Below are 13,295 nucleotides of genomic sequence, written 5' to 3' on the forward strand. Positions count from 1 at the left end.
GCAGGAATCCACACGATTCCTGCTTTTTTCATTGTTATAAAGATGTTGGTCTTTTCCAAAATAACGTCAGTATAAAGCTCAAACCGAGTACAATCATTGCGAAGTAGTACGGTGTATGCACTTCGATGTCAAAAAGAATACCCGCAACAGAAGGGCCGACAATATTACCGACGCTCGTAAACATCGAGTTCATACCACCAACGAAGCCTTGGTCATTGCCTGCCACTTTCGATAAATAGGTCGTTAACGCTGGACGAATCAAGTCAAACGTTAAAAATACCGTAATCGTTACGAGGAAAATAATGATGTAAGAATTTGAACGAATCATAAAAATCATAAAAACAGCAGCAATTAACATGCTGACACGAATTAAATTAATTTCACCTAATTTACGTGTTAAGCCATCAAATAAAAATAGTTGGAACACTGCCCCTACAATCCCACTCACCGTCAAAAGCATCGCGATATCCGCAGCTGTATAGCTTAATTGACGGTCTAAAAATAAGCCGTATACCGTTTCGTAAGTTGCTAAACCGAATGATGAAATAAAAATAATTAAAAAGGCAATCGAATATTTCGGCAACAATAGCTTACGCCACGCAGCTTGCTGTTTTTGTTCAGTCGTTTCATCTGGCACGTACGTACTTTCTTTCAACACAAAAATCGAGACGATGCTCCCGATAAAGCCTAATGCCGCAGCGACATAAAATGGCGTGCGCGTATCAATTTCTGCTAAAAAACCGCCAATACCAGGCCCTAAAATAAAGCCGGTATTAATGACAGCAGATACGAGCCCCATCGCTTTCGAGCGTTGTTCTAACGTTGTAATGTCTGCTACATACGCTGTAACAGCAGGCATAATAAATGCTGCACTCACACCGCCGATACAACGTGCAATATAAAGAACTGCTACGTGTGTACCGAGCGCAAACAACAGCTCTGATAAACCGAAAATCGCCATACCGATAATGATGATTTTTTTACGCCCATATTGATCGATCCAACGACCAGCAATTGGAGAGACGATTAATTGCGTCACGGAAAACGCCGACATTAAATATCCCATCGTCGCCCCACTTAAATTCATTTCGTTCATTAACGTTGGCATTACAGGCACAATTAAACCGATACCTAAAAAGACAACGAGTAAATTGGCAAGTACGATCCAAATTAATGGGTTAAAGCCTTTCAAACGTACCCCTACTTTCTTTTCATATTATTCCTATCCTATAGGAACTTAGACATTGCCGCAACAAAAAAAGAAACGAGCATCAAAATCTACTCGTTTCTTCATTTAATTGACACCTGCAAATCGACCGTAACCGACTAAATATTTATTCCAATATCCTGCAAGCTCTGAAATTTGTAGACCACTATTTGATGCATGAATCATACGGCCATCTCCTAAATAAATCCCGACATGTGCAACGCCTTTACCGTAACTGAAAAAGACTAAATCTCCTGCTTTCGCTTCGGAAGCATTTATTTTAGTTGATGCCGCATATTGTTGCGCTGATGTACGTGGAATCGTAATGCCATTTTGTTTAAACGACCAACTCGTTAACCCTGAACAGTCAAAGCCTGTTGTCGGTGTACTACCACCCCAGACGTATTTGCGCCCTAAATATTTACGCGCCTCCGCAATAATCGCTTGCGCTTTCGTACTACCTGTAACATTTTCTGTCGATGTGTTTGCTGTTGTCGTCGTTGATGTTTCAGCATTGCTCGTTGTAGCTGACGTAGACGGTGTATCGTTCGTATCGGCTTCCGTCGTCACATCCGATGTTTGTGTTGTCACTTCTTCATTTTTTGCTGCCGCTTCAGCAGCTTTTGCTTCTGCCGCCGCTTGGGCTTTTTGTGCTGCCTCTGCTGCTGCTTTTTGTTTAGCTACTTCCGCTTGTGCAGCTTCTTGCGCTTCTTTTGCTTTTTTAATTGCTGCTGCTTGTTCTTTTTGTGCTTTTTTCATCGCCGCTAATTTGCGTTCGGCTTTTTTACGTTGACGCGCAATTTTTTCTTTTTCTTCTGTCGTCGCAATTTTTTCTTTTAGCTTTAATGACTTCGCTTTATTTTCTGTACGTTTAACGACGAGCGCTTCATATGCTTCTTGCATCATTTGAAATTGACGATCTAATTCCGCTTGTTTTTCTAATAACGTATCACGCTGCACTTTTAACTGTTTCGTTTCCTTCTTTTGTTGATCGCGCAATCCTTCATCGGCATCGATAATTTTTTTCACCGATAACGTTCTCGTCACAAGATCAGTTAAACTATCTGCTCCTAAAATCGCCTCTACGTAAGGACTCATTGTAGAATCTTGCGCCTGATATGCCTTCATACGCTCTGCAATAATTTTTTTACGTGCTGTTAAATCGGCTTCTGCTACTTCAATACTTGCTTCAATATCTTCAATATCTTGCTGTAACGTATCATATGTATCGATATATGTATCAAATTGATCGTTCATCGTTTTTAGTTGTTGTTTCAATTGCTTAAGTTGTGTATCGACTTCTTTTTTATCTGCTTTTAACGCTGTCGACGTTTTAGCGGTGCTATCGATCGGCATTAAAATTCTTGATGATGCGCAAAAAATCGCTAATGCTACTATTAAATGGCTCGTTTTTTTCATGTTGTAACAGTCCCTCATTTCGTTCCATTTCTATTATTTATCATAGCATATTTATAGGAAATTTTAAGTCGGCTTTCATAGCTGTTATGATACAATTTAATTAGAAAAATTTAGAAACGAGGTTGTATGCCATGAAATATGCCCTAATTGGTGATATTCATTCTAACATAGCTGATTTGAAAGCGGTCTATACACATATTCAATCGGTAGACCCTAATCTTACTATCGTTGGAATGGGTGATTTATATGAATGTTTAATCGGTAAAAAGAAAGTGAATACGTTAATGACGCCACTTTCGATAACGGAAGCACGGCTAAACCCAAATGGTTTGGAACCGTTATTAACCTTTCCGTCAATTCGTGGCAATCAAGAAGAACGAATTATGCGTGCAACGAAACAGCGCCTCTACGATCATCTACCTACACGCATCGACATTGAAGGCGCAACGTTAATACACGGTCATCAATTTGAGTGGGATGAAAACTGGATTCCTGCACTTGATTTTAGCAAAACTGCACCATTAATCTTTTTTGGTCATACGCACTATTCTTTTTTATATCGAAAAGGTAAACGTAAATCATTCGTCTTCGGCGAACCAATCTCATTAACGAAAAAACATTACGGCATTAATGTTGGTTCCGTCGTCGATCATCGTGAATGGGTCCTTTATGATGCAAATGCGCGAACAATCACTTTTATGAAAGCTTGATTTCTCGGAAAGCTTTCAATATGATTGACTTAACACTACGCTTCACATGGGGGTAATGGGCTTGGAATGGCAACAACTAGAGTATTTTCAAATGCTCGCAAAAATTCAACATATGACAAAGGCTGCTGAAAAGCTCTCAATTTCACAACCTGCACTCAGTCGTTCAATTGCACGACTTGAAGACGAACTTGGCGTACCACTTTTTGAACGTCAAGGCCGTTCAATTCATTTGAATCGTTACGGTGAACTGTTTGAGCGTCGCGTTGAACGTATTTTAAATGAATATCAAATGGGTCTAAAAGAATTACATCAACTCGTCGATCCAAATCACGGTGAAGTATCTCTCGGCTTTTTACACACGCTCGGTACAAATATTGTGCCAGATTTAATTCGGCTATTCCGCAAGCAACATCCAGATGTCCATTTTTCATTGCAGCAAAACTACACACACTTACAATTGAAACATTTATTGTCGGGTGATTTAGATTTATGCTTAATGGCGAAAATGGACGTTCCGAAACCGATCCGTTGGACAGAACTATGGCGTGATGAACTATATGTCATCGTACCGTCTGATCATCCACTCGCAAAACGAAATAGCATTTCAATGAACGAGTTAAAACACGAATCATTCGTCTTAATGAAGCAGGGGTATGCCCTGCGTTTACAAGCAGATGCATTGTTTGAAAACGCAGACTTCACCCCACATATTACGTTTGAAGGCGATGAAGTTTCTACAGTCGCCGGATTCGTAATCGCTGGTTTAGGGGTGTCGATTTTACCGGACGGACTCGAAATTAATCAAAAGGGCATTTCAAAAATTCATATTACCGATACGCATGCAGAACGCATTATCGGTATGGCTTGGTCTGAAGGACGTTATTTGTCACCAGCTGCGAAAGCTTTTAAAAATTTTATTTTTGACTATTTCGACAACTAAATCATTTACTAAAAAGCAGCACCGCACACACGATGCTGTTTTTTTAGATTGTCACTTTTACTTGCTATCCGTCAAATGTGCTGACTGCTTCAATTAAATCGACACCGTCAACATTTAAATCATTAGCAATTTTCATGCTACCATATGTGTCTGGTGGCTCTACGTAAAAGACTTCTAACAAGCCCGTATATTGGATTGTCTTATCCCCTTTTTTTGCTAGCGGCATGTCATTTAAATAGAGAACGCTCGGCCCATTGATTGTTTTCACTGTTAAAACACCTTATAATTCCATCGTTCACTCATTTGGTTAACTAAAATAAAAAATAGGTTGACTAAAAAATGGTCGTCTAGTAATATATAGTCAATGATAATAAAAGGGGTGGATATCATGCAACATCATCAACTGAAAATGTCAATTGTCGCCGCATTGTTCGCAGCGATTATTGCGATTTTCGCACAGCTTACTATTCCGTTGCCACTTGTGCCAATTACTGGCCAAACGTTAGCAGTCGGACTCGCCATTACGATTCTCGGATTACAATACGGGACGATTGCTGTCACGTTATACATAGCACTTGGCGCCATCGGGTTACCCGTATTTAGCGGCATGTCTGGTGGCTTCGGGGTTATCATCGGTCCAACCGGTGGTTACATTATTGGCTTCTTCGTACAAGCTTTAGGGATGGGGCTATACTTGGAGCGTTTCGGTTATACGAAAACACACGCGCTTGTGGCGAATTTAATCGGTATGATCATTACGTTAATCATCGGTGCACTTTGGCTAAAATTATTTATGCACTTATCATGGATGCAAGCATTCGTAACGGGTGTCGTCGCTTTCGTACCAGTCGGTATTTTAAAAGCGGTCATCGCCGGTTGGTTCGGATCGATTTTACGCGAACGCCTTATTAAAGCACGATTACTCATCGTCAAATCTTCTTATTAAAAAAAGAGACTTAGCAAATTTGCTAAGTCCCTTTTTTAATGTGCAAAGAAAAAATAAAGCATAATGACAAACACTAAAAATAATAGTACCGCGAAGCGATGACGCGCTTGTTGTAAAAAGCGCAAACCGAGTACGAGTGACGTCATCGCAATGAATAAAATCGTATAGTTTAATTCGCTACCTTCAATAAAATAAAAAATTGCTGATAATAACACGAACAGCCATTGTAACAATAATAATGCCATGTTTGATCCTCCATGAAAAAAGGGACTGCGACAACCGCGGTCCCTTCTCATTTATTTCGCTAAATATACACGTTGTTGTTTTGTAACCCATTTTCCTAATGCTTTAAATAACACAATCGCGATTACTGTTAATAAAACACCTTTCACAATATTGAATGGTAAAATACCAACAGCAATTGATTTTGCAAGCACTGCACCTGTTTCAACAGGTACGTTTAGGAAGTAGTTATACATTGGCATAAATGCAACGTAGTTTAGTAAGCTCATGCCGATTGCCATCGTAACTGTACCAACGATTAAACCGAAAGTAAGACCTTTTTTCGATTTCATACGACGTTGTATGAAGTACACTGGCAATACGAATAACATAGTCGTTACAAAGTTTGCGATATGACCGACAGGCACACCTGTTGGACTTCCTTGCATAAACCAGTTAAGGATATTTTTTAGTAGCGCAACCGCAATACCTGCGACAGGACCTAATGTCACTGTTGCGAGTAATGCTGGAATGTCACTAAAATCGATTTGCAAGAATGCAGGGAACGGCGGAATTGGAAACTGGAATAGCATCAGTAACGCCGAGATTGCTGACAGCATCCCTACTGTCACCATCTTTTGTAATTTCATGTTTTTCATTTGTCAAAGCACTCCTTTTGTGCGATTCACTTCACAAAAAGGAAAGATGCAGCTTACTTACTTGCACTTATGCCTATAAATAAAAAACCCTTATGTACAAGTACACAAGGGAGAATAAGGCATCGTCAAATAAGCATCTTAGTATGGCTAAATGCAAACTAAGCGCTGTACCTTCACCTTCTCCCATCCAGACTATACTGTCGGCTCCAGATTTTCACTGAATCAGCGTTTTACGGCTCGCGGGCTGTAAACATGTCGTTTATTTACCGCCGGTCGGGAATTACACCCTGCCCCGAAGATGAATCATATTATTATTTTTTACACCTTTATCATACATAATGACTTGGGATTTGTAAAGCGATTTTATTTCAGTTTCGAGATGTTTTTATTCAAGACTTAAATCGTTTTAAAAATATCGCAAAATTCAAATAATTTATATAAAAAATCCTTTATCGCCACATTTACGACGATAAAGGATGATATTTTACAGTTGTTCTAGCGGTAAATAGAACATAAATGTTGTGCCGACATCAACCGTACTTTCTACTAAAATACGACCTTTGTGGGCTTCCACAATATTGCGCGCAATCGCAAGGCCAAGCCCTGTTCCTGCTTTCCCGCGTGTACGCGCTTTGTCCGCCTTATAAAAACGTTCAAAGACGTACGGTAAATCTTCTTTCGGAATACCTGCCCCATTATCTTGGACACGAACACGAACGAAATTCACTTGTTGATCGACGAGTACTTTTACATGTCCGCCAGTCGGTGTGTGACGAATCGCATTATCAATTAAATTCGTCAACACTTGTTCGATACGATCTTCATCAATTAAAATCGATGCTTCTGCCGCAAATGTTGTCTCGAAGCTCACTTCAATATCTTTTTCACGACCGCGTTGGACGAATTTTTGCGTAATACGCTCAAATGTCGCATTAATGGCGTATAAGTCTTCATACAACGTAATGTTCCCTGATTCCATCCGCGCTAAATCGAGCAAATCATTGACGAGGCGGCCCATTCGTTGCGACTCATCGTAAATAATGCGAATAATTTCTTTTTGCTCTTCTTCATCTTGCACGACGTCATCGACAATCGCCTCTGCATACCCTTGTAACATTGAAATTGGTGTACGCAATTCGTGTGACACATTTGCGATAAAGTCTGAACGTAATTTTTCAAGACGATGTTCTTCCGTTTGATCTCGAATGACCGCAACGGCACCACGCACTTTATCACCACTATAAAGCGGACTAATTGAAATAATGTAATAGACGTGATCAATTTCAAGTTCTTCTTGCAAATGTTCTTCCATCTCAAGTACATGATCGAGCATATGGTAAATCGCTGGTGGTAGCGGTCGTTCGCTGTCGCTTCCTTTATTGATAAACCAATCTTGTAGTAACAACTCTGCTGGTGGATTGCTTAACAGCACAGTACGGTCTTTATTAAACGTAATGACCGCATCTGTCATCGACGTTAAAATACTCGACAGTTGTTCTTTTTCTTGATTGATCACTTCTACGTGATGTTTTAGTTGGCGGCCCATTTGGTTGAACGCTGTACCGAGTTGACCGATTTCATCATTTTGCCACATCGGTACTTTCGTATCGAACTTCCCTTTTGCAAGGTCAAATGCCGCTTCACGCATTTTACGCAGTGGACGTGTAATACGAGACGATAGGAAAAATGAAAATAACGTCGTCAGCACGAGCGCAATGCCTGCTGATAAAAAGACAATTTTCGTCGTCTCTTCAGTCGTACGATGAATTGCATCCGGACTTTGATAAATATAAATGACGCCATGTGTCGACTTCATCGTATCAGTCGGATATGCCATGACAATGTATGACTCCATTTGGTCTTTCTCTGTTGTTGATGGCAACATCATTTCTTTAATAATCGGTTCATCAGACGTAAAAGCTTGTTGTAAACTTTTTGACTGTGTAATCTTTTCAGCAATTTCTGCTTGATGTTTCCCAGATTGCAATGAAATGTCTACTTCACCAACTTTATTCGCAACGATAGCGTTCGTCTCATCGCTAATAATGTCAGATAAAATGCTTTTCGTTTCCGTTAAAGAATAATGGTGGTCGTTCATAATACGTGCAACGACACTAGCTTCTTGTTTTAATGATTTTTCGGCTTGTTGCGTATGATAGTTGTTTAAAAACTCAAGCATTAATACGGTAAAAACAAACAGTACAAATGAAACGAGAAGCAATATGGTTCCCCATAGCTTCCCGACAATACTGTTCCATATCTTAATCTTCATCAACGACCTCAAATTTGTAGCCTACGCCCCAAACCGTTACGATCATTTTCGCCGCATTTTCAGAGACGCGGTTTAATTTTTCACGTAAACGTTTTACGTGCGTATCAACCGTACGTAAGTCGCCGAAGAAATCATAATGCCATACTTCTTTTAATAGCTGTTCACGATCGAATACTTTATCGGGTGATTTCGCTAAGAAGTACAGTAGTTCATACTCTTTTGGTGTTAAATTGACTTCTGTGCCATCAGCGGTAACGCGATGCGCATCGTGATCAATTGTTAAATGTTTAAATACGACAAGATCTTTAGAAGATGCAGTCGCTGAAATAGACGTCGTCGTAGCAGAACGGCGTAAAATCGCTTTAATACGTAAGACAACTTCACGTGGGCTGAACGGTTTCACGATATAATCATCGGCTCCTGTTTCAAAACCTTCTACACGATTTGCCTCTTCACCTTTCGCAGTTAAAAGCACGATCGGTGTTGTTTGTTTTTCACGAATCGCTGCACATGCTTCTAAACCGTTCATTTCTGGCATCATAATGTCTAAAATAATGGCATGATAGTTATTTTCAGACGCTTTCTCAACAGCTTCTAAACCATTTTCGCCTTCATCTACTTCATAGCCTTCACGCTCTAAGTACATTTTTAATAAACGACGAATACGTTCCTCGTCATCTACGACTAAAATTCTAATTTGCTCTTCCAAGCTTGATCCCTCCTAGATTGCTATACCTTTATTGTACAATTACCCCTCCAAAATGAAAAGGAAAGAAACATACGTTATTCTGCGTACGAATGAAGTCCTGCAATGATTAAGTTCACAGCAATCAAATTAAACATAATAATCGCAAATCCAATTACAGCAAGCCAAGCTGATTTTTTACCTGTAAAGCCTCGGCTCATACGCATATGTAAAAATGCTGCATAGTAAAGCCACGTAATGAGCGCCCATACTTCTTTCGGGTCCCACCCCCACATACGGCTCCACGCTTCTTGTGCCCAAATCATCGCAAAAATAAGCGCGCCGAGTGTGAATACTGGGAAACCGATAAGCACAGAGCGATAGCTTAGTTCATCTAACAACGGTAGTGATGCACGCGACAATAGTGGTTGGATAAGTTGTGCGAGTGGTTTACGTGCAATAAGGCGTAATAATATATACAACACCGTACCGATCAGTAGTGACCATGCGACTGTCGTTAACTTTTTCGCGTTAATCCATGCAGGCATATCGACGATTGGTGTCATTTGCTCCGCTTGTGCTTCGCCTTCATGCATACCGAAAATCGGTGGCATGTGATACGTAATCTGTGCTGCTTGTCCGTCTTTATCAACATACGTAAACGGTGCTTCATAATGTGTCGTATTAAAATAAACGGTTGCACCGATAAAACCGATGGCAACAATCATCGCATACATAATCAAACCTAAGAAAAATCGTTCTGCATGGCGCTTTTTCATATCGACGACTTTAACTAAATAAATTAGACTACTGAAAGCACTAATTGCTAAAATTGCTTCCCCAATTACCGTCGTTAATACATGAATTGTTAACCAATGACTTTTAAGCGCCGGAATAAGTGGCGCAACGTCGCGTGGAAACATACTTGCATACCCGATAATGACGATAGCAACAGGTAACGCAATTAAGCCTAACGTCGGCATATGGTACATGCGATAAAGGACGATAAAGGCCGCAACGATAAACATTGCAAACGCTGTCGTAAATTCAAACATATTGCTCACAGGCGCATGCCCTGTGTAAATCCAACGTGCAATAAAGTAGCCAATATTCGCCGCAAAACTTAATAGCGTAACAATTAACGCCCATTTTGCAAAACGAGCATGACTAGCTGTATTTTCACCTTTACCACGTACGGCACCGCCGAACAATAATGTAGCGATTAAATAACCGATAAATGCTGTAAATAAGAGTGTACTACTTAACTGTAGCATCTTCTATCACCTCTTCTTGTTTGTCCACAAATGGCGCAATCGTACACACCGTTGTGACCTCTTGGAGTTCTTTTTTAAATGCGAATGCATTTTTGTTCGTATGGGCAGCTAATAGCCATTGCGTAGTCGTTTGACGTACCCAAATGCGACGATGGCTGAAATAAGAGCCGACGATGAGTCCTAACATAAAGATTGCCGCACCGATCAATAAAATCGGTATCGTTACATCTTTACGTACTTTCAACCCTGTAATATCTCGTGTGGTCGCTTCTTTAAATGTCATTTTATATTGTGTTTCGCCAAGTGGTTCCATCGTTTTTTGAATTTGAACGAAGCTCGTCTCCCCTTTTGGCGTCTGTTTCGTATACATTTCAAATAAAAATGCCGGATTTGCAGGGTTTGGCGAAGCCGTTAACGGTTCACCGTCATCATCAAAACCTGAGAAATCTGGATAATAGCCAACGAGTTTTACTTTTGCTCCGTCTTTTAACGTATATACCGCTTGCGGATTTGCTAAATCAATTGTCACCGTATCAATCGCGCGGTCTGTTTTTTTATTCGTTAAAGCGAACGTCATCGTTTTTAATTCATCTAAACGGTAATCCATTTGGTATAAATGATAGCCATCAAATTTTGCTGGGTGATTGACTTCAATCGAGACGTCTTGAAGTTTTTGTAACGACGATGTATCACCAGGTAGTGCCGAATCTTCTTTATAAATCGTCGCTTTCGTTTCGTACTTTTTCGCCGTCTCATTTACTGCATCTTCCGCACGTTCACCGTCATACGTTTCTAATATAAAGTCGTTATTTTTTACGTAATAACCGTGCGCTCCTGGAATCGATGTCGTATCACCTTCGCGCACCCACATTTCTTCATCAACGTAAAAACCTGGGACGACGCGTAACATGACCCCTGTTAAAAAGACGATGAGTCCGACGTGATTAATATATGGACCCCATCGTGCAAAGCGTCCTTTTTCCGCTAATAGGGCGCCGTCTTCTATTCGTACGCGGTAACGCTTTTTCACAAGTACGGTTTGCAATTGCTCCAGCGATAACGCCGCGAGTGGTACTTGTTGCGTAAAACGCTGGCGCTTCAAAAAGTTTGGATGTTTCGCCACACGCTGATGATAGAGCGCTTTAAACAACGGTACACCACGGTCAATACTTGCGATAATAATCGAGGCCGCTAATAATAACACGAGCGTCTGAAAAGCCCATGCATTATAAATATCTGCTAATCCTAATTCGTAATAAAGCACACCAAACGTGCCATATGTATGTTCGTACGCTTCTTTCGCACTGTTAAATTGCGATGTGTCGACAAATAACACTTGTGGCAAAATGGTCCCGAGTGCCGCCGTAACGAGCGTACACACAATTAAAGTGACACCGAATTTCACATTCGCAAACAGTGCCCATATGCGGTCAACTATCGTCTTACGTTTCGTCTTTGAACGAATAACTGCCCCGTCGTAGCGCATATCGAGTTTTTCTGTTAATGGCTTACCACATCGCTGACAAATTTGTTCATCGCGTTCATATGATGCTCCACATTCACAACGCATATTTGCTCACCTCTATTTCGGTTGAATCGTCGTCATATAATTTTGAATATCTGCTTCGGTCATTTCCCCGGTAATAATATTGGCAATGTGCCCTGTTGCATCGATAAAAATCGTTGTTGGCAACGGATCAATATTGTAGGCACGCATAACACTTTTTTTGTCATCGATGGCTACAGGAAACGTCAAATCATAACGCGACACGAAATTTTCCACGGCGTATGTTGATTCTGCAATATTGATTGCTAACAACTCAACGCCTTGGTCATGGAACTGTTTGTACTGTGCATCTAAAGCAGGCATTTCTTTTTTACACGGTTTACACCACGTTCCCCAGAAATTTAACACGACTCCTTTACCTTTATACTCAGACAATTGATGCTGCTGACCGTTTAAATCCGTTAGCGTAAAGTCAGGTGCTGTATCTCCTACTTGCAAAACAGCACGTTCATCTTTCGTCGTTGCACTGTAAACGCTATAGACGACTGCAGCGAGTAACACGACGACAATAACTGCACGCACGATTCTTTTTTTTCGCATATAATCCCTCCTCATATAAAAAAACGACTGCCACCGAATCGATGTGCAGTCGTCTTCCGGCTATTAACCGATTTTACCTGTTTGTGCTAATGCACGTAATTGTTTTACTTCGTGTGGTGTTAGTTCACGCCATTCACCAGCGTTTAAGCCGAATGGTGTTAAGAAACCGAATTGTTCACGTTTTAATTTACTTACGCGGTGACCGACAGCTTCAAACATACGACGTACTTGACGGTTACGTCCTTCATGAATTGTGATCGCTACAATCGATTTCCCTTTACGTTCGTCAGCTGAAATAATACGTACACGTGCAGGTGCTGTTTTCCCATCTTCAAGCATCACGCCACGTTCTAATTTACGAACGTCTTCACGTTTTAATACGCCTTGAATTGTCGCTACATATGTTTTTTCAACATTGTATTTAGGGTGCGTTAAAAGATTTGCGAATTCGCCATCATTTGTTAAAATTAAGACGCCTGTCGTATCAAAGTCAAGACGACCTACTGGGAAAATACGCTCTTTTACATTTTTAAATAAATCAACAACTGTGTCACGACCTCGGTCATCTGTTACAGCTGAGATCGTGTTACGTGGTTTATATAATAAGAAGTATACTTTATCTTCTTGTTCAATTTTCACGTCATCAACTTCAACGCGGTCAGAAGCAGTCACTTTCGTACCTAATTCGCGTACGACCTTACCGTTGACTTTTACTTGACCATCTAAAATTAATTGTTCTGCTTTACGGCGCGACGCGATACCGGCGTGCGCAATTACTTTTTGTAAACGTTCCATGATTCAAAAATCCTCTCAATCGTCTCCCGACGGTATTATTGTTGCTTGTACTACTTTAC

The 13,295-nt window shown here is 40.5% G+C and carries 14 protein-coding genes and 1 riboswitch; of the genes, 3 read left to right on the plus strand and 11 right to left on the minus strand.

Features of this window, described 5'->3' with window-relative positions; genetic code table 11:
* Positions 1–34: 34 nt before the first annotated feature.
* A complete protein-coding gene (locus KMHG_RS01290; RefSeq protein WP_010286146.1) occupies positions 35–1,192 on the minus strand; it encodes an MFS transporter in 1,158 nt (385 codons plus the stop codon).
* Positions 1,193–1,294: 102 nt separating this feature from the next.
* Positions 1,295–2,626, minus strand: a complete 1,332-nt coding sequence (locus KMHG_RS01295; protein WP_010286147.1) for a C40 family peptidase — start codon at positions 2,624–2,626, stop codon at positions 1,295–1,297.
* A 131-nt stretch (positions 2,627–2,757) separates the two neighbouring features.
* Here KMHG_RS01295 and KMHG_RS01300 point away from each other — a divergent pair, with 131 nt between their 5' ends.
* The gene (locus KMHG_RS01300; RefSeq protein WP_010286149.1) at positions 2,758–3,336 is read left to right on the plus strand and encodes a metallophosphoesterase family protein; all 579 of its coding nucleotides are present in this window, start codon (positions 2,758–2,760) and stop codon (positions 3,334–3,336) included.
* Between the two features lie 61 nt (positions 3,337–3,397).
* The gene (locus KMHG_RS01305) at positions 3,398–4,276 is read left to right on the plus strand and encodes a LysR family transcriptional regulator (RefSeq protein ID WP_010286151.1); all 879 of its coding nucleotides are present in this window, start codon (positions 3,398–3,400) and stop codon (positions 4,274–4,276) included.
* Positions 4,277–4,340: 64 nt separating this feature from the next.
* Here KMHG_RS01305 and KMHG_RS01310 read toward each other — a convergent pair whose 3' ends face one another.
* Entirely contained in the window at positions 4,341–4,544 is a 204-nt protein-coding gene (locus KMHG_RS01310; RefSeq protein WP_010286153.1) for a hypothetical protein, read from the minus strand.
* Between the two features lie 120 nt (positions 4,545–4,664).
* Between KMHG_RS01310 and KMHG_RS01315 the strand changes: the two genes are divergently transcribed.
* Positions 4,665–5,222, plus strand: coding sequence for a biotin transporter BioY (locus tag KMHG_RS01315; RefSeq protein WP_010286154.1), 558 nt, complete (start codon positions 4,665–4,667; stop codon positions 5,220–5,222).
* A 35-nt stretch (positions 5,223–5,257) separates the two neighbouring features.
* Here the strand turns inward: KMHG_RS01315 and KMHG_RS01320 are convergent, their stop codons facing one another.
* The 8 genes from KMHG_RS01320 to KMHG_RS01355 all read right to left on the minus strand — a co-directional run bounded on the left by KMHG_RS01320 (position 5,258) and on the right by KMHG_RS01355 (position 13,236).
* Complete coding sequence (locus tag KMHG_RS01320) at positions 5,258–5,467, minus strand: hypothetical protein (RefSeq protein ID WP_010286155.1); 210 nt, start codon at positions 5,465–5,467, stop codon at positions 5,258–5,260.
* Between the two features lie 51 nt (positions 5,468–5,518).
* Positions 5,519–6,103, minus strand: a complete 585-nt coding sequence (locus KMHG_RS01325; protein ID WP_010286156.1) for an ECF transporter S component — start codon at positions 6,101–6,103, stop codon at positions 5,519–5,521.
* 171 nt (positions 6,104–6,274) lie between these two features.
* A riboswitch (FMN riboswitch) is annotated at positions 6,275–6,407 on the minus strand.
* Between the two features lie 180 nt (positions 6,408–6,587).
* Complete coding sequence (locus tag KMHG_RS01330) at positions 6,588–8,375, minus strand: ATP-binding protein (RefSeq protein WP_044504197.1); 1,788 nt, start codon at positions 8,373–8,375, stop codon at positions 6,588–6,590.
* On the minus strand, positions 8,365–9,084 hold the full coding sequence (locus tag KMHG_RS01335; protein WP_010286159.1) for a response regulator transcription factor: 720 nt from the start codon (positions 9,082–9,084) through the stop codon (positions 8,365–8,367). The genes KMHG_RS01330 and KMHG_RS01335 overlap by 11 nt, the downstream gene beginning before the upstream one ends.
* A gap of 74 nt (positions 9,085–9,158) precedes the next feature.
* The gene (gene ccsB / locus KMHG_RS01340; RefSeq protein ID WP_010286160.1) at positions 9,159–10,334 is read right to left on the minus strand and encodes a c-type cytochrome biogenesis protein CcsB; all 1,176 of its coding nucleotides are present in this window, start codon (positions 10,332–10,334) and stop codon (positions 9,159–9,161) included.
* On the minus strand, positions 10,318–11,904 hold the full coding sequence (gene resB, locus KMHG_RS01345) for a cytochrome c biogenesis protein ResB (protein ID WP_010286162.1): 1,587 nt from the start codon (positions 11,902–11,904) through the stop codon (positions 10,318–10,320). The genes ccsB and resB overlap by 17 nt, the downstream gene beginning before the upstream one ends.
* A 12-nt stretch (positions 11,905–11,916) precedes the next feature.
* Complete coding sequence (gene resA, locus KMHG_RS01350) at positions 11,917–12,441, minus strand: thiol-disulfide oxidoreductase ResA (protein WP_010286163.1); 525 nt, start codon at positions 12,439–12,441, stop codon at positions 11,917–11,919.
* 63 nt (positions 12,442–12,504) lie between these two features.
* The gene (locus KMHG_RS01355; RefSeq protein ID WP_010286164.1) at positions 12,505–13,236 is read right to left on the minus strand and encodes a pseudouridine synthase; all 732 of its coding nucleotides are present in this window, start codon (positions 13,234–13,236) and stop codon (positions 12,505–12,507) included.
* Between the last annotated feature and the right edge of the window lie 59 nt (positions 13,237–13,295).

This window comes from Kurthia massiliensis, assembly GCF_000285555.1.
Classification (GTDB): domain Bacteria; phylum Bacillota; class Bacilli; order Bacillales_A; family Planococcaceae; genus Kurthia; species Kurthia massiliensis.